This window comes from Rhizobium sp. NFR12, assembly GCF_900108545.1.
Classification (GTDB): domain Bacteria; phylum Pseudomonadota; class Alphaproteobacteria; order Rhizobiales; family Rhizobiaceae; genus Neorhizobium; species Neorhizobium soli.
The window spans coordinates 276,529-298,771 of record NZ_FNWM01000002.1; the positions used below are offsets into that span (position 1 = coordinate 276,529).

Genomic DNA, 22,243 nt, shown 5'->3' on the forward strand with positions numbered 1-22,243 from the left:
GCTCCGTGCTATCTTCATAGCGTGGAGCCGATAGGACAAAGCCCATGAACAAGCCCGTGCAGATCACCCTCGGCGAACCCTTCGCAGACTTCGTCGAAAACGAAGTGGAAAGCGGCCGTTTCGCCTCGCCCCAGGCCGTCATCGAAGCCGGCTTGCGCCTGCTCGAGGAAGACCTCGCCAAATATGGAAAGCTGCGCGCGCTTCTGATCGAGGGCGAAAACAGCGGTCCGGCTGAGGTTTTCGATCGCGATGCGCTCATGGCATCGATAAAAAAGTCCTGGCAAGAACGTGGTTGATGTCCGGATACGTAGAACGGCTAAGGTCGACCTGCACGATATCGGCAAATATACCCGAAGCATCTGGTCGGCCAAGCAGGCAGAACGATATATCGATGACATCATGGACGTGATCGAGCTGATAGCGGAGCATCCGCTGTCGGGGCAGAACCTGTCTGGGATCCGCCATTCCTATCGCCGGCGCCGAGCCGGACATCACCTCGTATTCTACGCAGTCGTTCCGGACGGATCGGTCGAAATCATCCGCATCCTGCACGAAAAGAGCGACGCCCTCCGGCATCTCGATCCATCCGCATGACGCGGCCCATGATTCTCATCAGCGCCTGCCTGCTCGGCCATGCCGTCCGCTACGATGGCACGGGCAAGCCGCTCGTTCATCCGGCGATCGAGCGGTGGCGGGAGGAGGGGCGTCTGGTGACGATCTGTCCGGAGCTCGCGGGCGGCATGAGCGTGCCGCGTCCGCCAGCCGAGATCGAGAATGGCATGACGGGCGAGGACGTGCTTGCCGGCCGCGCCCGCGTGCTGGAAATCACCGGCGGCGACGTGACGGCGGAGTTTGTGGCCGGTGCCCGCCGGGCGCTGGATTTTGCGAGCCAAAACGGTTGCACCCATGCGCTGCTGATCGACGGCAGCCCGTCCTGCGGTTCGGGCTTGATCTATGACGGGTCGTTTTCCGGAAGAAAGCACGCCGGCAACGGCGTCACCGCAGCGCTGCTCGCCTCCGCAGGGATCGAGGTGTTTTCCCATATCGAGATCGACCGTCTCGCGGCGAGGGTCGGATCCGTCCCGATCGGGGACGCGAGACATCCCGTTCATCCTTCGGAAACTTAAAGCATATCTGGTTTCGCTAACCATTCAAAACGGCAGGTTTTCCTTAACCGCGATTTTTAAGCAGTCTCGAACAGCAGCCGCTTATTGTGAGCCTATCAGAGGACATAAGTCCCGCAGAGATACGCAGCCGCAAACACCGGAAACGGCTCTCAGGTAAAACAAGGGTAGCACAACCGATGACGAATACCGTTCTGAAGCCCGTCTGGGCAGGGTCGACATTGAGGATCGATCCGTCACGTTTTCCGCAGCAGGTCACCTATGCGATGAACGAGACGTCAGGAGATGTAACAATCACCATCGACGAGCGCGGAGCTGTTCTGCGCAAGATCCTGCCGGAAAGCGGTCTGCCGCTTTCCTTCGCTCTCCCGGCCCGCGCCTTCAAGGGTGTGGCCGCCCGCGCCATCGATCATGGCGATGGCGACGTCACTGTCACGCTTGAACTGCATCACGATGATCCGGATCTCTGCATCCCGCTTCTCGTCGCCCACGATCTCTGCGATATCGCTGCAGACTGGCGCAGCTGGTCGGATGCGTTCCGCATTCCGATGCTGATGGTCGAAGCCGATGGCATTGCCCGTCCGCTGGAAAACCACCTCGGCGATCTTCGCACCGCCACGACCAAGCCGCGCCGCCGCCATTCCTATTTCGCAGAGCGCCGCCCGCGTTTCCTGGTGCGCCGCGCAACCGGCAGCCTCGGTGTTATCATGAAGATCGAAGGCAAGGAAATCATCGCGCGGCGTTAAGAGACGTACTCTTAAGAACCACCGCCCGCGAAAATGCGAAGCCCGGCCAAACAGCCGGGCTTTTCCATGTTTACAATATGAGGCCCAAAATCAGTCCGCCGAACAGGACGGCGCCGACTTGTGTATTGAACTTGAACAGTTTGAGACACTGGTCGGGATTGTCGATATCGATGATCAGGATCTGCCAGGCGAGCATGACGGTCGCGGCGATCAGTCCGACATAGGCAAAGAGGCCCGCGTCGCCGGCGATATAGGCAAACAGCAAAAACACAAGCGTCAGACCGTAAAGCCCGATCAGCCAGGCCTTGGTATTGTCCCCGAACAGTCTTGCCGTGGAGCGCACGCCGACCAGAGCGTCGTCCTCCTTGTCCTGATGGGCATAGATCGTGTCGTAACCGATCGTCCAGGCAACGGCTGCCGCGTAAAGCCAGATCGGTGCCCAGGAGAGACTGCCGAAAACACCGGCCCAGCCCATCAGCGCACCCCAGGAAAACGCCAGTCCCAGAAAGAACTGCGGCCAGTCGGTAAACCGCTTGGCAAACGGATAGATCGCGACGACCAGAAGTGACGCAATGCCGAGAAGGATGGAGAACGTATTGAACTGCAACAGCACGATCAGGCCGACCAGCGCCTGAACCGCCAGAAAGACCTTTGCCTCGAAGCGGGACACCCGGCCGGAGGGCAGTGGCCGCGAGCGGGTGCGCGCCACCTCATTGTCGATTTCGTGATCGACCAGATCGTTATAGGTGCAGCCGGCGCCGCGCATCGCCACGGCGCCGACGAAGAACAGCACCAGATGCGAGATCAGCTGCCAGGGCTGGAACATGCCCTCGTCCATCGCCGCATTGGCGGCAAGCGCTGCCGACCAGAAACACGGCCACATCAGCAGCTGCCAGCCGATCGGCCGGTCCCAGCGCGCCAGTTGCGCGTAGGGCCAGGCCGCACGCGGCAGAACCTGATAGACGAAATTGTCGGATGGAGCGTCTGAGACGCGGCCGCCGAAAGCATCGGAATTTGGTTTCTCGGTCATGGCCGATGTCATGCCCCCAGTGGTGGAAATCGTCAAGCGGGACGATCCGGACAGGGTGGTGCGACCCGCCGCGAGCCGTCTCTTCCAGCCTATGATCTTCCCCATCGACCCCGCTCAGCGCGTCCAGCCTCACCCTGCAATCTGCTCGAGCGGTATGCGGCCCTGTTCGAATGCGTAGAGCTCGGCCTCCCGCTCATAGATATAGTCGCGATTGTCCGGTACGGCCGTCCGCTTCTTGACGATCTGGATCTGGAAAATGTGAAAGGCCTCATGCGTGAAGGCCATTTCCGACGCGGCCAGATAGAACTCCCACATTCTCGCGAAGCGTTCGTCATAGAGCGCGATTGCCTTGTCCCGGTTCGCCATGAAGCGCTCGCGCCAGTACCGCAGCGTATAAGCGTAGTGCATCGGCAGGATCTCGATGTCGGAAACCAGAAGTCCCGCTTTCTCGATCGCCGGCAGAACTTCTGAAAGCGAGGGAATGTAGCCACCCGGAAAGATGTATTTGTCCATCCAGGGATTGTTATAGACCGCCGGGTAGGGCTGGCCGATCGAGTGCAGCACCATCACGCCGTCGTCGGACAGCACGTCGGTGACCTTGTTGAAGAACTTTCGGTAGTTTAGCCGTCCCACATGCTCGAACATGCCCACCGAGACGATCCGGTCGTAGCGCTGGTCGGCGGGAAGGTGATAATAGTCCTGCAGCTCGAAGCGCACACTGCCCGCAAGCCCGCGTCGTGCCGCACGCTCTTTGGAAATCTTCAGCTGTTCGGTGGAAAGCGTGATGCCGGTTACGTCGACGCCGGACGATTCCGCCAGATACATCGCCATGCCGCCCCATCCGGAGCCGATCTCCAGGGCTTTGTGCCCGGGTTCTGCCAGAAGCTTTGCCACGATATGACGCTTCTTGGCGATCTGGGCCTCATCCAGCGAAATATCGGGCGGGTTGAAATAGGCGCAGGAATATTGCCAGTCCTCGTCCAGAAACAACGCGAACAGCCGTTCGTCGAGGTCGTAATGGTGGGCGACGTTGCGGCGGTTGTGGTTGATCGGCACACGATTGCGAAACTGCGATGCGATTATTCTGCCAAGGCTGCGCGTAAGGATCTGGAAGGTCAGTCCTTCCTTCAGCGTGTTGTCCTTGATGAGAGCCAGGAACTCGTAAATGTCGCCCTGTTCGACGATGATCCGGCCGTCCATATAGAGTTCGCCGAGCTGCAGTTGCGGGTCGGAAACCAGCGCCTTTTCAGCCGCTTCATCGGTAAAGCGGATTGCAACGGTCCGTCCGCCGCCGCTGCCGTAATAGGTTTCCCCGCCCGAGCCGCGGACGATGAGAGTGCCATTTCTGATGATCTTGGAAAGCAGTCTGTGAAGGGACAAGGTCATGGACCCACTTCCTGAACACGATGGATGCCTTGCTGATCATCAAAATCTACCGTCTTTCAATCCAACTGCAAGCGCAAAAAAAACAACTGGAAGTAGCTCCGTCGAGCCAGTGCTCAACGGAGTGCTTTCGAGGTTATCCAGGGCGTCGCAGGCTCAGCGGCGCTTCATAGCTTCGGCAAGCGCTGCACCGAATGCGCCCTGAGATGGCTTGCTGTCCGTCTTTGCAAACTTCGGATTGACGGGCTTGTCGCGATCACCGCCGCGGGGGCCCGGAGGTGGGGCGTCGCCGCCGTCCTTGCGCATGCTGAGCGCGATGCGCTTGCGCTTCACATCCACCTCGACGACGCGAACCTTCACCACGTCGCCGGCCTTCACCACCTCATGCGGGTCTTTCACGAACTTGTCCGCCAGCTGCGAGACATGAACCAGCCCGTCCTGATGCACGCCGATATCGACGAAGGCGCCGAACGCCGCCACGTTGGTGACGGTGCCTTCCAGCTGCATGCCGGGCTTGAGGTCGGTGATCTCGTCGATCCCGTCCGCAAAGGTCGCGGTCTTGAAGCTCGGACGCGGATCGCGACCGGGCTTTTCCAGTTCCGCGATAATGTCCTTGATCGTCGGCAGACCGAACGTGTCGTCGATGAACTGGCGCGGATCGACAGATTTGAGTGCTGCGCTGTCACCCATCAGGGAACGCAGGTCGCGGCCGCAGGCGGCAACGATCTTCTTCGCGACACCATAGGCTTCCGGATGCACGGAAGACGCATCGAGCGGTTCCTTGCCGTTGACAATGCGAAGGAACCCGGCCGCCTGTTCGAACGTGCGGTTGCCGAGCCTTGCGACCTTCAGGAGCTCCCGGCGCGTGGTAAAGGCACCGTTCTGGTCGCGATGCGCAACGATCGCCTCGGCAATCGATTTGCTGAGGCCCGACACGCGCGACAGAAGCGGTGCCGATGCCATGTTGAGATCGACGCCGACGGCATTCACCGCGTCTTCGACCACGGCTTCGAGCGAACGCGACAGCTTGTTCTGATCGACATCGTGCTGGTACTGGCCAACACCGATCGATTTCGGCTCGATCTTGACCAGTTCGGCCAGCGGATCCTGCAGCCTACGGGCAATCGACACGGCGCCGCGCAGCGACACGTCGAGACCCGGAAACTCGTCAGCCGCCGCCTGCGATGCGGAATAGATCGAAGCGCCTGCCTCCGACACGATCACCTTGGTCGGTTTGCTGCCCGGCAGGTTGGCCAGCATGTCGGCCACCAGCTTTTCCGTTTCGCGGCTGCCGGTGCCGTTGCCGATCGAGATGAGCTCTATTCTGTGTTTGGCGATCAGGCTTGCGAGTTCCGCCTGGGTGCCGCGCACATCGTTGCGGGGCGGGAAGGGGTAGACGGTGGTGGTTTCGAGAAGCTTGCCGGTGGCATCGACGATCGCCACCTTGACGCCGGTGCGGATGCCAGGATCAAGGCCCATCGTCGCGCGCGAACCGGCGGGAGCGGCCAGCAGCAGATCCTTCAGATTGCGGGCAAACACATGGATCGCCTCTTGCTCGGCGCGTTCGCGCATTTCCCGCATCAGGTCGAGCGAGAGGGAGACGGAGAGCTTCACCCGCCACGTCCAGCCGGCGACCTCCATCAGCCAGCGGTCGGCGGCACCCTTGTCGCTGATATGGAAAGCAAGCGCGATGATCCGCTGCGCCGGCTTGATCGGGGAGGTGTCGTCTGCATCCACCTCGATCGTCAGCGTCAGGAATTCCTCGTTCCAGCCGCGCAGCATGGCAAGCGCACGGTGTCCCGGCGTGGTGGCCCAGCGCTCCGTATGCTCGAAATAGTCGGAGAACTTGGCGCCGGCCTCCTGCTTGCCGGCGACCACGCGGGCTTTGAGCACGGCGCCGTCGCGCATGTGCTGGCGCAGTCGCTTCAACAGGTCGGCATTTTCCGAGAATGCTTCGGCGACGATATCGCGCGCGCCGTCCAGCGCAACCTTCACGTCGGTCACTTCACCCTGAACGAACGTCTCGGCAAGCTTGGCCGGGTCGAGCGTGCGGTCGGCCCAGATCGCGTCTGCCAGCGGACCAAGACCGCGTTCGCGGGCGATTTCGGCGCGGGTGCGGCGTTTGGGCTTGAAGGGAAGATAAAGGTCTTCGAGTTCGGCCTTGGTCACCGCCTTGCCGATCTTGGCCGCAAGCTCGTCGGTCAGCTTGTCCTGGCCTTTGATCGAATCGACGATCGATGCGCGGCGTGCTTCCAGTTCGCGAAGATAGATCAGCCGTTCGGCAAGGTTGCGCAACTGGGTGTCATCCAGTCCGCCGGTCACTTCCTTTCGGTAGCGCGCGATGAAGGGCACGGTTGCGCCCTCGTCCAGGAGCCCGATTGCGGCAATGGCCTGGTCCGGGCGGGCGTTGATTTCCGCGGCGATCACGGCGGCGAGAAGGCGGTTTTCGACGGCCATGCAAGTCCTCGTTGGATAGGAGGCGAGACCATAGTCAAACTTTGCGGCAAGACAACCGACCATCGGAACGGTTCACAGCTTACCCAGGCAGTCGTCTCGGAATGGGGCGTCATTTACCGGTCGGTAACCGCGAACCGGTGGAAAAAGAGATGACACCTTCTCGCATTGTGCCAGAATCCTATAGTTGCTCCTGCCACATGATTTGGCGTGTAAGGAGGTATGAATGCCTAGCAAAATAGCCCATATACTGGCGTCCGACGATGCCGTTGGCTCCGAAGAACTGGAGGCGGCGATCATCTATCTCGACGAAAAACTGCAGGACGCGGCGCGGCGCAACGAGCCTGTCCCATTTCTGGCCTTTCGTAACAAAGTGATATTCAAAGCAACGTTGAGATTGCGCAGCGACAGTTATCGTCAGCAACCGGACCGGCCGTCTTGAATGCCGCTTTTGCCGGCGAGACTTGACCTTTTCCGTCCCTCGCCTTAACCGCCAGCACAGATGATAAATCGAGGGCGGCAGATGAAGGTTCTTCTTATCGGCACGGGCGGTCGCGAACATGCGCTGGCATGGAAGCTTGCCCAATCACCGAAACTGACGAAACTCTTTGCCGCTCCCGGCAATCCCGGCATGGCCGAAAATGCCGAACTGGTCGCGCTCGATGTCGACGACCATGAGGCGGTCCTTGCATTTTGCCGCAGCGAGGCCATCGATTTCGTGGTCGTCGGCCCGGAAGCGCCGCTGGTCGCCGGCATTGCCGATCGCATCCGGCAGGCGGGCATCGCCGTCTTCGGCCCGTCCGCCGCCGCCGCCCAGCTCGAAGGGTCCAAGGGCTTCACCAAGGATATCTGCGCCCGCTACAATATCCCGACCGGCGCCTACCAGCGCTTTACGGACGGCACTGCTGCCAAAGCCTATGTCGAGGCGCAGGGCGCTCCGATCGTCGTCAAGGCCGATGGTCTGGCGGCCGGCAAGGGCGTCACCGTCGCCATGACCGTGGAAGAAGCGCTGGCGGCGATCGACGACTGTTTCGATGGCGCCTTCGGGGCCGCCGGTGCCGAGGTCGTGGTCGAAGCCTATCTCGATGGCGAGGAAGCAAGCTTCTTCTGCCTCTCCGACGGCAAGACGGCGCTGGCATTGGCAACCGCGCAGGATCACAAGCGCGTCGGCGATGGCGATACCGGCCCCAACACCGGCGGCATGGGCGCCTACTCGCCGGCCCCGGTGATGACGCAAGATATGGTCGAGCGGACGATGAAGGAGATCATCGAGCCGACCATTCGCGGCATGGCGGAAAGCGGCTATCCGTTCACCGGCGTGTTCTTCGCAGGCCTGATGATCACCGCCAAGGGGCCGGAACTGATCGAATACAATGTCCGCTTTGGCGATCCGGAAACCCAGGTTCTGATGATGCGGCTGAAGAGCGATCTGCTGGAGATCCTTTACGCCGCCGCCACCGGCACGCTCGACGAGGTAAAGGCGGAATGGAGCGACGATGTGGCGCTCACCGTCGTCATGGCCTCGAAAGGTTATCCGGCCGCCTATGACAAGGGAACGCCGATCGCCTCGCTGCCATCAGCAGGCGAGGGCGAGAAGATCTTCCATGCCGGCACGGCGATGAAGGATGGCGCGCTGGTCGCAACCGGCGGCCGCGTACTCAACGTCACCGCGACAGGCAGAACGGTTGCGGAAGCCCAGGCAAACGCCTACCGGCTGGTCGACGCGGTGGACTGGGAAAACGGCTTCTGCCGTCGCGACATCGGCTGGCGCGCCATCGAGCGCGAAACCAGCTAGAGACGGTTCAGCAGCCGCGGTTTCGTTCAAAATTTACCAATTCTCCTGACGGGTTGGAAACGAAGCATTGCTATAGATTGTCGGACCAAACTCGGGAGTCCGGCGATGCATCGCGTTCTGATCACGGCAGCAACGGTAGCCGCAGCACTGCTGGCCGGCGGCGCCCAGGCGTCGTCCGTCACCGCAACCAATGGCAGTCAGAAATCCTCGAGCATCGTATCGTGGCATTGCAGCGACTGCGAGCCTCCGGCCGCAAAGCCCGATCTGTCCAACTACAAGGTTCCGGTCCTCGAGCCCGGCACACAGAAGACCGAGATCATCGAAATCAACGGCGAAAAGCGTCTTGTCCGCACCGAAGCATGGTTCGGCGGATCGCCTGTCGTCTTCGTCGGAAAAGTCCCGGCCTGGATGGATGCCGGAAGAACCATTGCGAACGTGCCGGCGCCGACCTCCACCTCGTTCGAAGAGATGATCGAGAATGCGCCACCGCCGCGCGATGGCATCGATCTGGAGGCCACCACGAGCGCTGTTGCGCCAGCCCCTCAAGTTGCGGAAGCCTCGGCGAAACCGATCACTTTCGAAGACTTCAGCCTCAGGCTGAAACGGGCTGAATAAACAGTCAGCAAGTCATTGCAGCCAGTCAATAAAAGGCCGCGCAGTTACTGTGCGGCCATACGTTTTTCTGCGTTATTGTGTGATTAAATAATTATTTATGCATCGCTCATATGGTCGTTGCACTGCAATCATTGCAGACGACATGGTGCAGAATGTGCCGCCTCCCACAAACATCATTTTTCCCAAGGTGCGGCCTGCGCGGTCGCTGCCGGTCACAGGTGAGCGGACCATGAAGAACCTCAAAATCTCCCACCAGCTGCTGCTGCTCGTGCTTTTGCTGATCGCCGGCTTTGCCGCTGCCACATACATGCAGCTGCGCACGTCCACCCAGGCGATCTACGCCGAACGTTACGGCATGCTGCGCACGCAGGTGGAATCTGGCATCGGTATCTTCAAGCGTTTCCAGGCTCTCGAGGCCTCCGGTGCGATGGGTCGCGAAGAGGCGCAGAAGCGGGCGTTCGAAGCCGTGTCGGCCATGACCTTCACCCCGGACGGCTACCTCTTTGCCTATGACTACGATGTGAACATGCGTGTCCATCCGGATCCCAAGCGGCTCGGCCAGAGTTTCAAGGGCAAGCCGGACAGCAAGGGCTTCATGTACCGTGACGAACTGGTCAAGATCGGCCGCGCCGGTGGCGGCACCGTCGATTTTCTCGGTCCCAAGCCTGGTCAGGAAGGCGATACCTTCCTGAAGAGCTCCTACGCGCTTGCCTTCGAGCCCTGGCAGCTGGTTCTCGTCACCGGCGTCTACGTCGACGATCTCCAGGCGCAGATCCGCAGCGAAGTCTTCAAGGCGCTGTCCTTCGGCTTCGTCATCCTGCTCCTCGGCTCGCTGCTGGCCTTCGTCGTAATCCGCAACATCTCCGGTCCGCTCGGTGCGATCCGTCAGGCGCTGAACGCCGTGGCCGACGAAGACGTGACGATGCAGATTCCGCACACGGACATGAAAAACGAAGTCGGCCTGATGGCCCGTGCAACGCAGGCGCTGCAGCAAAAGGTGCGCGAGCGCCATGCCATGCAGGAAAGCCAGCAGCGCCAGCAGGAGGAGCTCGACGGCGAACGCCAGCACAATCTCGACATGCAGCGCGACGAAGCAGCGCTTCAGGCCCGCGTCGTCTCGACGATCGGCTCGGCGCTCGAACAGCTCGCCAAGGGAGATCTGACGGTTCGCTGCGGCGATCTCGGCACCCGCTACGCCGGTCTGCGCGACAACTTCGACGAAGCGCTCGGTCATCTCGAAGCTGCGATGTCCAAAGTCAACGACAAGGGTATCGATATCGGCGGCTCGAAAGAGGAAATCCGCCGCGCTTCCAACGAACTGTCGCAGCGGACCGAACGCCAGGCCGCCAACCTCGAGGAAACATCCGCCGCACTTGACGAACTGACCGTCGCCGTCCGCCAGACCGCCGACGGTGCACGCGACGCCGCCCAGCGCGTCACGGCTGTCAGCACCGAAGCCAATCGCAGCGACGCCGTCGTCGAGGAAGCAATCGGCGCCATGAGCGGCATCGAACAGTCCTCGGCGGAAATCACCAAGATCATCGGCGTCATCGACGAGATCGCCTTCCAGACCAACCTTCTGGCCCTCAATGCCGGTGTCGAAGCGGCCCGCGCCGGCGAAAGCGGCAAGGGTTTTGCCGTCGTCGCCCAGGAAGTGCGCGAACTGGCCCAGCGTTCGGCCGCCGCCGCCAAGGAGATCAAGGAACAGATCTCCCGCTCGTCGGGCCAGGTCGCAAACGGCGTCCGCCTCGTCGGCGAGGCCGGTCAGGCCCTGAAGCGGATTTCCGATCAGGTGAAGTCGGCCAGCGACATCGTCGGCCGCATCGCCCATTCCGCAGCCGAACAGGATACGACGCTGCGCTCGATCTCCTCGTCGCTCAACATGCTCGACCAGGCCACCCAGCACAATGCCGCGATGGCCGAAGAGACCACGGCCTCCGCCGAGGCTTTGTCTGCCGATACGGAAGAACTGCTCAACCTCATCCGCAGCTTCCGCGTCAGCGGCACCGGGCGTCAGCCGGGCGCTCTGCAGGGCATGGGTGAACGGATGCGCCGGGCGGGCTGATCATTCAGCCTTGTCGCTCCCGGCGGCCCGGAATTGCGGGTCCGTCACACTATCAAGCCAATCGAGGTCGGGTTGCACTGCAGCCCGACTTTTTGCTTCCATATCCCTGTAGCGGCCAAGAAGCTGCTGGCCGAATTCGGTCAGCCCCGCACCGCCGCCCGACTTGCCGCCATGCCGGGTCGAGATCGAGGGCTCCAGAAACATCCGGTTGATCTCGTCTGCCAGCAGCCAGGCACGCCGGTAGGACATGCCGATCGCAGCGCCGCCGGCCCGGATCGAACCATGTTCGGCGATCAGTTCCAGAAGCTGCGCCTTGCCGGGCCCCAGCCGGACGCCGTTTTCCAGATCGACGCGGATCGTCATGGTCGGCCGGTCCGGTGCCGGCTTGCTCATGGCAATGCCACGACCTTGCCGGGGTTCATGATACCGGCCGGATCGAAGGCGTGCTTGATGCGCCGCATCAGCTCCATCTCGATCGGCGGGCGGATATGCGCAAGCTCGTCGCGCTTCAGCTGGCCGATCCCGTGTTCGGCGGAAATCGAGCCGCCGGCATCCAGCACGATCCCGTGGACGATCGCATTCACCTCCCGCCAGCGGTCGATGAAGGCGGCCTTGTTGCCGGCCATGTCGTTGCTGAGCGGCTGGGAGATGTTGTAATGGATGTTGCCGTCGCCGAGATGGCCGAAGGCGCAGATGCGGGCGCCGGGAACGGCCGCGAGAACAGCCTGCTCGGCTTCCTCCATGAAATGCGGGATCTTCGAGATCGGCACCGAAACGTCATGCTTGATCGATCCGCCTTCAGGCTTTTGCGCATCCGACATGCTTTCGCGCATGTGCCACAGCGCCTTTTGCTGCGCGACCGACGAGGCGATTACCGCGTCCATGACCAGTCCGGCCTCGAACCCCTGTTCGAGCAGCGCCTGCACCATCGTGTCGGCGGTTTCGGCAGCGTCCGATGTCGAGATGTCGATCAGCGCATACCATGGGTAGGGCTCAGACAGCGGGTCGCGCACGCCCTCGATATGCCGCGTGGTGAACTCGATGCCGATCCGTGGCATCAACTCGAACCCGGTCAGCGCCGTGCCGCAGAGGTTCGATGCCTTTTGAAACAGCAAGAGCGCATCGGCCGGCGAGGCAAGCCCGGCAAGCGCCACCTGGTGTCCGACCGGCCGCGGATAAAGTTTCAAGACCGCGCCGGTGATGATCCCGAGCGTGCCTTCGGCGCCGATGAACAGGTCGCGCAGGTCGTAGCCGGTATTGTCTTTTTTCAGCTTGCGCAGCCCGTCCCAGATCTCGCCGGTCGGAAGCACCACTTCCAGGCCTAGGCAGAGCTGGCGCATGTTGCCATAGGCAAGCACGGCCGTGCCGCCGGCATTGGTGGAAAGGTTGCCGCCGATCCGGCATGAGCCTTCCGACCCGAGCGACAGCGGAAACAGCCGGTTGACCTCCTCCGCCGCCTTCTGCACCTCGGCAAGGATGACGCCGCCATCGACAACGATCACGTTTGCCATCTGGTCGATCTCGCGGATGCGGTTCATCCGTTCGAGCGATATGATGATGTCGGATCCGCCGCTGCGTGGCGTCTGGCCACCGACAAGACCCGTATTGCCAGTCTGCGGCACGACGGCCGTCCCGGTCTCGCTGGCAAGCTTCAGGATCGCCGAAACTTCCTGCGTCGTGCCTGGCTTGAGAAGGAGAGGGGACGCGCCCTTATAGAGCCCGCGGTTTTCGACGAGATGCGGCGCAAGCTCCACCGGATCGCTGACCGCATGCGCAGCGCCGACGATCGCCGTAAACCGGGCAAGTAGATCCGGGGAAGGGAGAGGCATGTCCATGGCGTTTTCTCCTGGGCTTGTTTTATTCCCGCGGCGCGGCCGCTCGGACCAGCCGGTCGTTGATGGCTTCTCCAAGCCCGGTATCGGGAATGGCTGTGACTGCAATGCGCGTCGCCCCCACCGCATCGGCTTTCTTCAGATAATCGAACAGATTGGCGGCTGCCTCGGCAAGATCGCCGGAGGGGCTGAGGTCGAACACTGCCTTCGCCTGCTCGATGCCCTCGATCGGATCCGATCCCAGCCGGATCAACGCCTCGCCCGGCGCCACATGGGTCGCATTCAACCGCACGGCTGCCGATGGCGCATAATGCGAGGCGAGCATGCCGGGCGCTTCGATGATCGCCGCCGGTCCTTCCGGACGAATGACCGCGCGACCAATCAGCGCCTCGATCTCTTCAGCGGCAACGCCGCCGGGACGCAGCAGCCGGACCGTTTCGCCCTCGACGCGGACAATGGTCGATTCGACGCCGACCGACGACGCGCCGCCATCGAGGATCAGTTTCAGCTTGCTCCCGAGATCACCAGCGACATGGCCGGCACTGGTCGGGCTGACCTTGCCGGACGTGTTGGCGCTCGGTGCTGCCAGCGGCTTGCCGAAGGCGCGGATGAGATCGGCGGCAAAGCCCAATGGCAGGCGGATGCCGACCGTATCGAGCCCTGCAGTTGCGAGCGGATGGATACCGCTTTCTGGAATGAGCGGCAGGATCAGCGTCAGCGGCCCCGGCCAGAAGGCTTCCGCCAGCCGACGCGAGATCGGATCGAACGATGCATACCGCTCCGCCATCGCGACATCGGCCATATGGCAGATCAGCGGGTTGAAGCGCGGCCGCCCCTTGGTTTCATAGATGCGCGTAATCGCGGATGGATTGGTGGCGTCGGCTGCAAGCCCGTACACCGTCTCCGTCGGAATGGCGACCGGAAAGCCTTGCGACAGCACCGCGCACGCTTCGTCAAGCGCCCCGTCCCTGTCCGTCCTGATGTCGATAATCTTTGCCGTCATGTCCCGCAGTGCATAGCGCGGACTGAGACCGCGTTAAAGCGATTTGATGATGGCCCGCACCGCATGATCAGGCGCCCCCAGCATCAGCACGTTCTTCAGCGCTTCCTTCGGGTCGGTGGTCCGGAACAGAAGACCGTTCTTGCGGATGCTGCGGTCGATCTTCATCGATTGATCCGGATCGCTTTCGGTCGCCACCGCGAAATACATGCGGGAATACTGGGTGTTCACCCTCTTGAAGAACTCGTCCTCATCGCCGATCTCGGCCAGGAAATTGGCGATGTAGAAAGACCATTTCACCTTCGCCTTCGGCGAAAACAGGGTGCTTGCGGCGGTAACATGGCAATAGCCGAGATGCGGGGTCTGCTCCAGCGTGCGGTGGAACACCATCTTCGGAAACTGGATCGAGTGATGGAAGCCGTTGATCCGCTGATGCGTGCGTTCGCCGGCAGACTCCAGCTTCAGCCCCGTCCGCTCCGCGACTTCCTCATAGGTGAGATAACGGCGCTCCTTGGGCAGCCACAGCGGTTGTGTCCTGGAGATACGGCCTGTGCGCAGGAACTCGGAATGCCCGATCGCGCTCGTCGGTGCCTGCGCCGACACCGGCGGTGGCGGCCGGTTCGCGTCGTAGTAGCGTAGTTTTCCGGTCGTCTGCATGCGGCTGGCCCCTTCGCGCAAAAAGAAGTCTAGCCGGAGCGGTTTAACAGCCGGTTTACGTCTCAACGCACCGCGAGAAGCACCCTGTCCCCCACTTGTCAGCGGAAAACCGAAGCCGTCATGTGAGCCATCGTCGTCAATGCGTTTTCCGATGTCGCAATGTCGCCTGTGCGACAGGCAGCGCGAGTGCTTAAATCGGCAAAACTCATGGAGTCGCCTCGGCTAGGGACGGCGTTAAATTGGGAAGCCGGCAGGCGTGACGAGAACCCTCGGCCGATCCGGTGCCAGTCTGGGGACGTGATTGACGACCGATCGCGGTGGACGTTCGGGGTAGGATTGGGGGCAGGAGGTCTGTCCGCATTACCCCCCAAGTCTTTCGCTAGTGGAATTGACGAGGAAGACACGATGGACATTCACAGCCAGGTTCTGCGGCAGCTCAACAATCGCCGCGAAGGCTTCAGCCTCGAACAGCCCTTTTACATCGATCCGGACTATTACAAGCTCGATCTGGAAATGATCTGGTATCGCGACTGGCTGTTCGTCGGCCATGATTGCGAAATCCCGAAGGCCGGCAATTACGTGACGCTGCAGATCGGCGACTATCCGGTCCTCGTCCTGCGCACCCGCGAAGGCGAGATCCGTGCCTTCCACAACACCTGTCGCCACCGCGGTCACCGCGTCTGCACCAAGGATAGCGGTTCTGCGACCCGTCTTGTCTGTCCCTATCACCAGTGGACCTACCAGCACGACGGCACGCTGATGTCGGCGCGCCATATGGGCGATGATTTCGACAAGAAGCAGTTCGGCCTGAAGCCTGTTCACTGCGAATCCGTCGCTGGCTATATCTTCGTCTGCCTTGCCAACGAGGCGCCCGATTTCGCGCCCGTCCGCGCGACGATCCAACCCTATATGGCGCCGCATCGGCTGGCCGAAACGAAGGTCGCAGCCAAGAACACGATCATCGAAAAGGGCAACTGGAAGCTCGTCTGGGAAAACAATCGCGAGTGCTACCACTGCGCCGCCAATCATCCGGAACTCTGCCGCACCTATCCCGAAGCGCCGACGGCGACTGGTGTGCAGGGCGCCGGCGACGATCCGTTCATTTCCGAGCACTGGCAGCGTTGCGAAGCGGCAAACCTCCCGAGCACGTTCAACATGTCGACGGACGGCCAGTACCGCGTCGCCCGCATGCCGCTGATCGAGGATGCCGAAAGCTACACGATGAACGGCCGGCCGGCAGTCGCCAAGGCGCTGTCGGAGGACGTGACGATCTCCCATATCGGCACCATGCTGATGTTCCACTATCCGACCACCTGGAACCACATGCTGGTCGACCACGCGATCTCCTTCCGCGTCATTCCGCTCGGGCCGGAAGAGACGGCCGTCACCACCACGTGGCTCGTGAACAAGGATGCGGTCGAAGGCGTCGACTACACGGTCGAGGAACTGACCCACGTCTGGAACATGACCAACGACCAGGACCGCCAGATCGTCGAGGAAAATGCCTTCGGCATCCGCTCGCCCGCCTACGAGCCGGGTCCCTATTCGGAAGCGCATGAAGGCGGCGTCATGCAGTTCGTGGAATGGTACGCGAACTTCATGACCGATCGTCTCAAGGGCGATCAGACCAAGCTTCACGCCGTCGCCTGATCCGGCGAAACCGTGCACGACAAGACAGCCCGTCCGGCATATCAGGGCGGGCTGAGTTCGTTTTGCCAATCGTTCAGAAAATTCCCGTCCGCTTCAGAAGCCACCAGGCGATTGCCGCCGAAAGCACCATGAAACCCAGCGCGAAGGCCGTGCCGTGCAGACCCTCGGCAAACGGCAGCGACGACGTGTTCATGCCAAAGAAGCCGGTGACCAGCGATGGTGGCAGCAGGAAGGCGGTCATGATCGAGAGTATGTAGAGGTGCCGGTTGGTTTCCGATGCCTGTTTGGAATCGATTTCCTCGTGCAGCAGCCGGGCCCGCTCCTGCAGCGCATAGACATCGTGATCGACGGCTTCAAGCCGGCCGATCAGCCGTGAGGCGATATCGTCGAACCCGGGCGGCATATCGTCGTCGTCGGCCGCCGCCGCACGCCGCATCAGCGACAGGGTCGTGCGCAGGTGCCGGTGCAACCGCACCACCATACGCCGCACGGGAGCAAGCCGCCGGCGCTCGTCGCGCGGCACGTTGTCGTAGACGAAATCTTCGATCAGGTTCAGCTCTTCGGTAAATTCCATCACCATCGAAATCATCGTGCGCTGGAATTCGGCCACCAGCGTCTCGAACAGGTCGAGCGGCCTTTTGTAGCGACCGGCATTCTTCTCGATCGCGCCGCGCACCCGATCGACCGAACGCAACGGCTGCAACCGGGTCGTGATGATCACCTTGTCGGAGGCGAAGAAATGCAGCCAGCCGATATCGCGCGTGTCGCTATCGAACTCCCGCTGGAAATCGATCAGCGTGCCATAGACGGACTGCTCGTCCAGCGTGATCGACGCATGCGTTTCATGGGTGGTGAGCGCGACAGCTGCGGCCGCCGGCAGGCCTGGAAAATTCTCCAGAAAGGCGCCGACCCGCAGGTCTGCAAGGTTGAGATGCAGCCACAGGAAACCGGTTTCGATCGCAAGGTCCGAAGGCGTCGCCTCCAGCGAAAGCCTTAAGCAGGCGCCAGCCTCGCCGGGCCGGAAATGATAGGCCCAGACAAGACCTGGCGTGGCGGAAATCAGCGGAGAATTTATCGGAGGCATGGACTGAAAACCTGCAAGCATGACGCTCCTCATTAGGCGCTATGTGTGACACCTGTTGCAACGGGGATTTTCTCGTATCCTGCCCGCGGAACCTCGATGCACCGATTGACAACCGCGTTTACGTTTACGTAAAAAGCCAGTGGGAGTTCGGTGATCGCAGCTGCGGCATCGTCCGGAAGAATTGTCAATTTGGGAGAAGCGACATGTACAAGGCACCCGTGGAGGAGATTGCCTTCACCTTGAACCATGTGGCGGGTCTTGCCGACGCGCTGGAGATCGGCCGGTTCGGCGACCTCTCCCCCGATCTCGTCGATGCCATCCTGGCAGAAGCCGGTCGCTTTGCCAGCGACGAAATGGCGCCGCTGGGCGATATAGGCGATCGCCAGGGCGCGCGGCTTGAGGACGGCGTGGTGAAGACGCCGGATGGCTGGCCGCAACTTTATCGCCAGTGGCGCGAAGGCGGCTGGAACGGCCTGACGGCACCGGAAGCGTTCGGCGGTCAGGCGCTGCCGCATATGCTCAACGTCGCGACGCTGGAAATGTGGAATTCCGCCTCGATGGCCTTCGCGCTCGCGCCGACGCTCACGATGGGTGCGATCGAGGCGCTCGTTGCCCATGGCAGCGACACGTTGAAAGCCACCTATCTCGAAAAGATGGTCTCGGGCGAATGGACCGGCACGATGAACCTGACGGAGCCGCACGCGGGCTCCGATGTCGGCGCGCTGAAGAGCCGCGCCGAACGCCACGCCGATGGCAGCTACCGCGTGTTCGGGCAGAAGATCTATATCACCTGGGGCGAACACGACGCCGCCGACAATATCATCCACCTAGTCCTCGCACGTCTCCCCGATGCGCCGGCCGGCACGCGCGGCATTTCGCTGTTTCTGGTGCCGAAATTCCTGGTCGGTGACGATGGCTCGCTCGGTGAGCGCAACGACGTGTTCTGTCATTCGCTTGAGCACAAGCTGGGCATCCACGGCTCGCCCACCTGCACGATGATCTATGGCGACGGCAAATTCGGCGATGGCACCGGCGCGATCGGCTATCTCATCGGGGAAGAAAACCAGGGCCTCGCCTGCATGTTCACGATGATGAACAACGCCCGTCTCGCCGTCGGCATGCAGGGTGTCGCGATCGCGGAAGCTGCAACCCAGAAGGCAATCGCCTACGCGTCCGATCGAACCCAGGGCAGGGCGCCGGGTTCGACCGGTCCGCAGATGAGCCCGATCATCGAGCACCCCGATATCATCCGCACCCTCTTGACCATGAAGGCGCTGACGCAAGGGTCGCGCGCCATCTGCTTTGCCTGCGCCCACGCAATCGACATGTCGCATCACCTCGAAGGCGATCAGGCCACCCATTGGGTCGAGCGCGCCGCTCTGCTGACGCCGATTGCCAAATCCTTCGCCACCGATTGCGGCGTCGATGTCGCCTCGCTCGGCATCCAGGTTCATGGCGGTATGGGCTATATCGAGGAAACCGGTGCCGCGCGCTATCTGCGCGACGCCCGCATCGCCCCGATCTATGAGGGCACCAACGGCATCCAGGCGATTGATCTCGTGCTGCGCAAACTGCCGCTTTCCAAGGGCGCGCAGGTGCGGACCTTCATCGGTGAACTGCGCGACATCGCGCAGAGAGTCGAAAGCCTCAACGCCCCCGGCTTCGGCAGCACGGCGGAACGGCTGAACGCATCGATCGACGACCTGCAAGCCTCGACCGACTGGCTGCTGGAGGCGCAGGCCGCTGGCCGCGTGGCGGAAGCCCTTGCCGGAGCGACGCCCTACCAGCGCCTGTTCGGCCTCGTCCTGACCGGTGCCTATCTCGCCAAGGGCGCGCTCGTCGCATCCGAAGACGGCTTAGGCGAGAAGCGCGTGTCGCTCTGCCGGTTTGCGGCGGAAAACATGCTCGCCGAAACTGCAGCCCTGAAGGACCGCGTCATCGGCGGTGCCGAGAGCCTGGAAGCCGCACGCATCGTGCTTGCCTGAGGAGAATGCCGTGAGCGACGCCACCCTATCAATCGACAACCACGTCCTGATCGAACACCCTACGGATTTCGAGGGCGTGCTCACGATCCGATTCAACCGGCCGGAAAAGAAGAACGCCATCACGTCGTCGATGTATCACCGCATGACGGCGGCGCTCGCAGATGCCAATACCGACGACACGATCCGCGCTGTCGCCTTTCTCGGCACCGAAGGCTGCTTTTCGGCGGGCAATGACATGGCGGATTTTCTGGCGCATGCGGTCTCGGGCTCGGATGAACCGCCGGCCGCAGCCCTCTTTATCCGCGCGCTGGCGCTTGCCGAAAAGCCGATGGTATCAGGCGTCGATGGTCTGGCGATCGGTATCGGCACCACGCTCAACCTGCATTGCGACCTGACCATCGCCTCTTCCCGCAGTCTGTTCAAAACACCCTTCGTCGATCTGGCCCTTGTGCCCGAAGCAGCCTCCAGCCTTCTGGCGCCAAGGGTGATGGGCCACCAGCGTGCCTTCGCGATGCTTGTTGCCGGCGAGGGGTTCTCTGCCGATGCCGCCCACGAGGCAGGCCTTGTGTGGAAGGTGGTCGAGCCGCAGGCCGTCGAGGCGGAAACACTGGCGCTCGCCGCTAAACTTTCGGCAAAACCACCGCAGGCCTTAAAAATCGCCCGCGATCTGGTGCGAGGCCCCCGCGACGACGTGCTTGCCCGGATGGACGAGGAACTGAAGCATTTCTCCGCCCGGCTGAAAAGCGCCGAAGCTCGCGCCGCTTTCGAGGCCTTCATGCGGCGTTAACGCTGAGTTGCATCAAAGTTCCATCCACGCCGCGCTGCGCCTTCATTCGCAAGGCAAGCGTGGCTAGATACTCCTCAAACGAGGAGGACATCATGCGTACAGCCCTGACCGGCCTGCTTTTTCTTGCAACTCTTGGCCTCTCCTGCCTGCCCGCCGCTGCTGGGCCGGCATTTGCCGCGTCCGCCAATGCAGCGAACGCGCCGATCACCCTGATACAGAGCCAGCAAAGTCTTTCCGAGCAGACGGACCGGCGCGACCGACGCCGTCAGCGCTATGTCTGCGTAGTGCAGCCGCGCCAGAGCGACGACCGCGACCGTCCCTATGTCTGCCGGGCCGATGAAGGTCGGGTCGGCGGTACCTGCCGCTGCTCCGGCGTCACAGGCACCGGCAGGCTCGACCTCGACGACTAGAGCATGTCCTCCACCCGTCAGCCGTCGACCTTCTCTTCTGCGGGTTGCGGCACAGCCGCACCGAGAGGATTGACGTCACCGACGAACTTGACGAGATCGGCCATCGTAAAGTGGCCGGGCGTGTCGCTCGGCAGTTCCGGTTTCCAGTCGGAGCGCAGCCACAGGAACGACTCGTGGTCGCCATGCACCATGCCGAGGAATGTCTCGGCGATGATGGTGGATGCCATCGGCCCGAGCCGTCTTCCCTTGTTGAAGACCTCCGCTTCCTTGAGAACGTAATACCACAGAGGTGTTTCCTCGAGCATCTTGTGCTGCTTGGCCGCCTTGCCGTCCGGACCCGTGGCAATCTGCTCGGGCGTCAGTGGCTGAAGACCCATGGCGCGACAGATTGCTTGCCCGGAGGGAAGTCCGATCTGTACGCCGCGACGCAGGTTGCGGAAGGCAAGGTCGAATTCCCGCGATGCAACCGAGCCATCACCAGGTCCGCCGGGCAGGGTGTGCAGGGCGGGTGTGATGAAAGGGTCCAGTCGCCGGCTGTGGTTGATGGCGAAATTGGTCTCCTTCTCGCCTTCGGGCGTATCCAGATCGTAGAACCGCCGCCAGTCGACCACCCAGTTCGACGGGAGCGCGGCAAACCCGACGCCCGGGTCGTTGGCGAGCTCGCCGGTAATGTTCCCGGACTTTCCGGTGAACAGGAACAGAAGGTCGAGCGTCGCGTTCGCAAGACTATCGGCTGTAGGGTTGAACACCCGGTTGTGGCTATAGCTTTCCCGCACCATCGAATGGCCGAGCCGGTAGCACGCGGCGCCGAATTCGGCGGGCATATAGGGCCGCTGCTTGAACCGGTAGAACCGCCGACCCTCCTTCTTGATCTTCTGGATCAAGCCGGGCTCGGTCAGACGTTCCACGAAATCGAACAGCACAATCCACTGGTAGTGCCAGGTGACGATCCGCCGAGCCTCTTTGAAGAGCGCGGTACCCTTGAGGTCAGGCCTTTCCGCTGCGACCTTGTCGAACACCTTGTTGTGAAACTTCAGCATCAGCAGATGCGTCTGTGCCACCAGCAGGTTCTCATCGTTGCGTTCGTCGAAGATGAGCGCGTGGCCCTCCTGGTTGCGTGGAAGGTCGTTGGGAAGATCGGGGATCGCAGCGCCTTGCTGATCCGATGACGCCGCTGCCCGTCCGATCAACAGTTTGCCGGAAGTTTGCAGCGTTTCGACGTCGCGTTGGTAAAGATAGGGATGGATACCCGGCCCATCGCCGTAGAGCGAATCGAGATCGAGCGCCGGTGTCCGGAAGTTGGTGGTCGCCTTCGGGTCGGCATGCTGCTGGTCGAGAGGCGTCGTGTCGAGCGTGATATCATGGTCGATGAACTGGCCAAGATAGGTGTAGCCGGCCGGAATGTTCGGGTTGTCCTTGCCCGGTTCCGGATTGCCGTCGTCGAGCAGTTTATCCGCCATAGACTTGGCCAGGGCGGCAAGCGCATCGTCGCTTGCCGAAAACGGTAAGAGATTGGGAAACATGATCCCGAATTTCCCGGGATCACCGATGCCGTCGAAAGAATGCAGCGTTTCCGGCTTCATGCCGCGCACGCCATGCCCATGCATTGCGATCTGTGCCATGCTT

Annotated in this window: 21 protein-coding genes; 12 read left to right on the plus strand and 9 right to left on the minus strand. The window is 61.9% G+C overall.

The window, feature by feature from the left end; all coding sequences use genetic code 11:
• Positions 1 to 44 precede the first annotated feature (44 nt).
• The 4 genes from BLW69_RS08610 to BLW69_RS08625 all read left to right on the plus strand — a co-directional run bounded on the left by BLW69_RS08610 (position 45) and on the right by BLW69_RS08625 (position 1,870).
• Positions 45 to 296 carry a type II toxin-antitoxin system ParD family antitoxin gene (locus BLW69_RS08610; RefSeq protein WP_092661416.1) on the plus strand — a complete coding sequence of 84 codons (252 nt, stop codon included), beginning with the start codon at positions 45 to 47 and terminating at the stop codon, positions 294 to 296.
• Entirely contained in the window at positions 289 to 594 is a 306-nt protein-coding gene (locus BLW69_RS08615; protein WP_092661418.1) for a type II toxin-antitoxin system RelE/ParE family toxin, read from the plus strand. The genes BLW69_RS08610 and BLW69_RS08615 overlap by 8 nt, the downstream gene beginning before the upstream one ends.
• Before the next feature lie 8 nt (positions 595 to 602).
• The gene (locus tag BLW69_RS08620) at positions 603 to 1,127 is read left to right on the plus strand and encodes a 2-thiouracil desulfurase family protein (protein ID WP_244508785.1); all 525 of its coding nucleotides are present in this window, start codon (positions 603 to 605) and stop codon (positions 1,125 to 1,127) included.
• A gap of 176 nt (positions 1,128 to 1,303) precedes the next feature.
• The gene (locus BLW69_RS08625; protein ID WP_062579378.1) at positions 1,304 to 1,870 is read left to right on the plus strand and encodes a DUF6101 family protein; all 567 of its coding nucleotides are present in this window, start codon (positions 1,304 to 1,306) and stop codon (positions 1,868 to 1,870) included.
• A 70-nt stretch (positions 1,871 to 1,940) separates the two neighbouring features.
• Here the strand turns inward: BLW69_RS08625 and ubiA are convergent, their stop codons facing one another.
• The 3 genes from ubiA to BLW69_RS08640 all read right to left on the minus strand — a co-directional run bounded on the left by ubiA (position 1,941) and on the right by BLW69_RS08640 (position 6,740).
• Positions 1,941 to 2,900 carry a 4-hydroxybenzoate octaprenyltransferase gene (gene ubiA, locus BLW69_RS08630; RefSeq protein ID WP_092662423.1) on the minus strand — a complete coding sequence of 320 codons (960 nt, stop codon included), beginning with the start codon at positions 2,898 to 2,900 and terminating at the stop codon, positions 1,941 to 1,943.
• Positions 2,901 to 3,029: 129 nt separating this feature from the next.
• On the minus strand, positions 3,030 to 4,286 hold the full coding sequence (locus BLW69_RS08635; protein ID WP_092661422.1) for an SAM-dependent methyltransferase: 1,257 nt from the start codon (positions 4,284 to 4,286) through the stop codon (positions 3,030 to 3,032).
• A gap of 153 nt (positions 4,287 to 4,439) precedes the next feature.
• The gene (locus BLW69_RS08640) at positions 4,440 to 6,740 is read right to left on the minus strand and encodes a Tex family protein (protein WP_092661424.1); all 2,301 of its coding nucleotides are present in this window, start codon (positions 6,738 to 6,740) and stop codon (positions 4,440 to 4,442) included.
• Between the two features lie 223 nt (positions 6,741 to 6,963).
• Between BLW69_RS08640 and BLW69_RS08645 the strand changes: the two genes are divergently transcribed.
• The 4 genes from BLW69_RS08645 (at position 6,964) to BLW69_RS08660 (ending at position 11,212) form a co-directional block, all read left to right on the plus strand.
• Entirely contained in the window at positions 6,964 to 7,179 is a 216-nt protein-coding gene (locus tag BLW69_RS08645; protein WP_092661426.1) for a hypothetical protein, read from the plus strand.
• An 81-nt stretch (positions 7,180 to 7,260) separates the two neighbouring features.
• The gene (gene purD / locus BLW69_RS08650; protein WP_092661428.1) at positions 7,261 to 8,532 is read left to right on the plus strand and encodes a phosphoribosylamine--glycine ligase; all 1,272 of its coding nucleotides are present in this window, start codon (positions 7,261 to 7,263) and stop codon (positions 8,530 to 8,532) included.
• A 105-nt stretch (positions 8,533 to 8,637) separates the two neighbouring features.
• Positions 8,638 to 9,147: a plant virulence effector HPE1-like domain-containing protein gene (locus tag BLW69_RS08655; RefSeq protein WP_175487258.1), complete on the plus strand. Its 510-nt coding sequence runs from the start codon at positions 8,638 to 8,640 to the stop codon at positions 9,145 to 9,147.
• Positions 9,148 to 9,376: 229 nt separating this feature from the next.
• Positions 9,377 to 11,212: a methyl-accepting chemotaxis protein gene (locus tag BLW69_RS08660; RefSeq protein WP_092662425.1), complete on the plus strand. Its 1,836-nt coding sequence runs from the start codon at positions 9,377 to 9,379 to the stop codon at positions 11,210 to 11,212.
• Here BLW69_RS08660 and BLW69_RS08665 read toward each other — a convergent pair whose 3' ends face one another.
• From BLW69_RS08665 to BLW69_RS08680, 4 genes are read right to left on the minus strand one after another with little or no spacing between them, the layout of a single operon-like run.
• Complete coding sequence (locus BLW69_RS08665; protein WP_244508786.1) at positions 11,213 to 11,605, minus strand: winged helix-turn-helix domain-containing protein; 393 nt, start codon at positions 11,603 to 11,605, stop codon at positions 11,213 to 11,215.
• On the minus strand, positions 11,602 to 13,047 hold the full coding sequence (locus BLW69_RS08670; RefSeq protein WP_092661430.1) for an FAD-binding oxidoreductase: 1,446 nt from the start codon (positions 13,045 to 13,047) through the stop codon (positions 11,602 to 11,604). Before BLW69_RS08670 ends, BLW69_RS08665 begins: the two co-directional genes overlap by 4 nt.
• A 22-nt stretch (positions 13,048 to 13,069) precedes the next feature.
• Complete coding sequence (locus BLW69_RS08675) at positions 13,070 to 14,047, minus strand: L-threonylcarbamoyladenylate synthase (protein ID WP_092661432.1); 978 nt, start codon at positions 14,045 to 14,047, stop codon at positions 13,070 to 13,072.
• A 33-nt stretch (positions 14,048 to 14,080) separates the two neighbouring features.
• Positions 14,081 to 14,701, minus strand: coding sequence for a DUF6656 family protein (locus BLW69_RS08680; RefSeq protein ID WP_092661434.1), 621 nt, complete (start codon positions 14,699 to 14,701; stop codon positions 14,081 to 14,083).
• A 405-nt stretch (positions 14,702 to 15,106) separates the two neighbouring features.
• Between BLW69_RS08680 and BLW69_RS08685 the strand changes: the two genes are divergently transcribed.
• On the plus strand, positions 15,107 to 16,351 hold the full coding sequence (locus BLW69_RS08685) for an aromatic ring-hydroxylating oxygenase subunit alpha (RefSeq protein ID WP_092661436.1): 1,245 nt from the start codon (positions 15,107 to 15,109) through the stop codon (positions 16,349 to 16,351).
• Between the two features lie 73 nt (positions 16,352 to 16,424).
• Here the strand turns inward: BLW69_RS08685 and BLW69_RS08690 are convergent, their stop codons facing one another.
• Positions 16,425 to 17,435 (minus strand): transporter, encoded by a 1,011-nt coding sequence (locus BLW69_RS08690; protein ID WP_092662429.1) that lies wholly within the window; start codon positions 17,433 to 17,435, stop codon positions 16,425 to 16,427.
• A 203-nt stretch (positions 17,436 to 17,638) separates the two neighbouring features.
• On the opposite strand from BLW69_RS08690, the gene BLW69_RS08695 reads away from it, so the two are divergent.
• The 3 genes from BLW69_RS08695 to BLW69_RS08705 all read left to right on the plus strand — a co-directional run bounded on the left by BLW69_RS08695 (position 17,639) and on the right by BLW69_RS08705 (position 20,617).
• Complete coding sequence (locus BLW69_RS08695) at positions 17,639 to 19,420, plus strand: acyl-CoA dehydrogenase (RefSeq protein ID WP_092661437.1); 1,782 nt, start codon at positions 17,639 to 17,641, stop codon at positions 19,418 to 19,420.
• A gap of 31 nt (positions 19,421 to 19,451) precedes the next feature.
• A complete protein-coding gene (locus BLW69_RS08700; RefSeq protein WP_092662431.1) occupies positions 19,452 to 20,207 on the plus strand; it encodes a crotonase/enoyl-CoA hydratase family protein in 756 nt (251 codons plus the stop codon).
• Between the two features lie 92 nt (positions 20,208 to 20,299).
• Positions 20,300 to 20,617: a hypothetical protein gene (locus BLW69_RS08705; RefSeq protein WP_092661439.1), complete on the plus strand. Its 318-nt coding sequence runs from the start codon at positions 20,300 to 20,302 to the stop codon at positions 20,615 to 20,617.
• A gap of 17 nt (positions 20,618 to 20,634) precedes the next feature.
• Here BLW69_RS08705 and BLW69_RS08710 read toward each other — a convergent pair whose 3' ends face one another.
• Positions 20,635 to 22,239 carry a peroxidase family protein gene (locus BLW69_RS08710; RefSeq protein ID WP_062579399.1) on the minus strand — a complete coding sequence of 535 codons (1,605 nt, stop codon included), beginning with the start codon at positions 22,237 to 22,239 and terminating at the stop codon, positions 20,635 to 20,637.
• Positions 22,240 to 22,243: the final 4 nt, after the last annotated feature.

Bases quoted from the DNA above. Each gene is read 5' to 3' on its own strand.
- BLW69_RS08610 (WP_092661416.1), top strand. From the start codon at position 45: ATGAACAAGCCCGTGCAGATCACCCTCGGCGAACCCTTCGCAGACTTC.
- BLW69_RS08620 (WP_244508785.1), top strand. From the start codon at position 603: ATGATTCTCATCAGCGCCTGCCTGCTCGGCCATGCCGTCCGCTACGAT.
- BLW69_RS08625 (WP_062579378.1), top strand. From the start codon at position 1,304: ATGACGAATACCGTTCTGAAGCCCGTCTGGGCAGGGTCGACATTGAGG.
- ubiA (WP_092662423.1), bottom strand. From the start codon at position 2,900: ATGACCGAGAAACCAAATTCCGATGCTTTCGGCGGCCGCGTCTCAGAC.
- BLW69_RS08635 (WP_092661422.1), bottom strand. From the start codon at position 4,286: ATGACCTTGTCCCTTCACAGACTGCTTTCCAAGATCATCAGAAATGGC.
- BLW69_RS08640 (WP_092661424.1), bottom strand. From the start codon at position 6,740: ATGGCCGTCGAAAACCGCCTTCTCGCCGCCGTGATCGCCGCGGAAATC.
- BLW69_RS08645 (WP_092661426.1), top strand. From the start codon at position 6,964: ATGCCTAGCAAAATAGCCCATATACTGGCGTCCGACGATGCCGTTGGC.
- purD (WP_092661428.1), top strand. From the start codon at position 7,261: ATGAAGGTTCTTCTTATCGGCACGGGCGGTCGCGAACATGCGCTGGCA.
- BLW69_RS08655 (WP_175487258.1), top strand. From the start codon at position 8,638: ATGCATCGCGTTCTGATCACGGCAGCAACGGTAGCCGCAGCACTGCTG.
- BLW69_RS08660 (WP_092662425.1), top strand. From the start codon at position 9,377: ATGAAGAACCTCAAAATCTCCCACCAGCTGCTGCTGCTCGTGCTTTTG.
- BLW69_RS08665 (WP_244508786.1), bottom strand. From the start codon at position 11,605: ATGAGCAAGCCGGCACCGGACCGGCCGACCATGACGATCCGCGTCGAT.
- BLW69_RS08670 (WP_092661430.1), bottom strand. From the start codon at position 13,047: ATGGACATGCCTCTCCCTTCCCCGGATCTACTTGCCCGGTTTACGGCG.
- BLW69_RS08675 (WP_092661432.1), bottom strand. From the start codon at position 14,047: ATGACGGCAAAGATTATCGACATCAGGACGGACAGGGACGGGGCGCTT.
- BLW69_RS08680 (WP_092661434.1), bottom strand. From the start codon at position 14,701: ATGCAGACGACCGGAAAACTACGCTACTACGACGCGAACCGGCCGCCA.
- BLW69_RS08685 (WP_092661436.1), top strand. From the start codon at position 15,107: ATGGACATTCACAGCCAGGTTCTGCGGCAGCTCAACAATCGCCGCGAA.
- BLW69_RS08690 (WP_092662429.1), bottom strand. From the start codon at position 17,435: ATGCCTCCGATAAATTCTCCGCTGATTTCCGCCACGCCAGGTCTTGTC.
- BLW69_RS08695 (WP_092661437.1), top strand. From the start codon at position 17,639: ATGTACAAGGCACCCGTGGAGGAGATTGCCTTCACCTTGAACCATGTG.
- BLW69_RS08705 (WP_092661439.1), top strand. From the start codon at position 20,300: ATGCGTACAGCCCTGACCGGCCTGCTTTTTCTTGCAACTCTTGGCCTC.
- BLW69_RS08710 (WP_062579399.1), bottom strand. From the start codon at position 22,239: ATGGCACAGATCGCAATGCATGGGCATGGCGTGCGCGGCATGAAGCCG.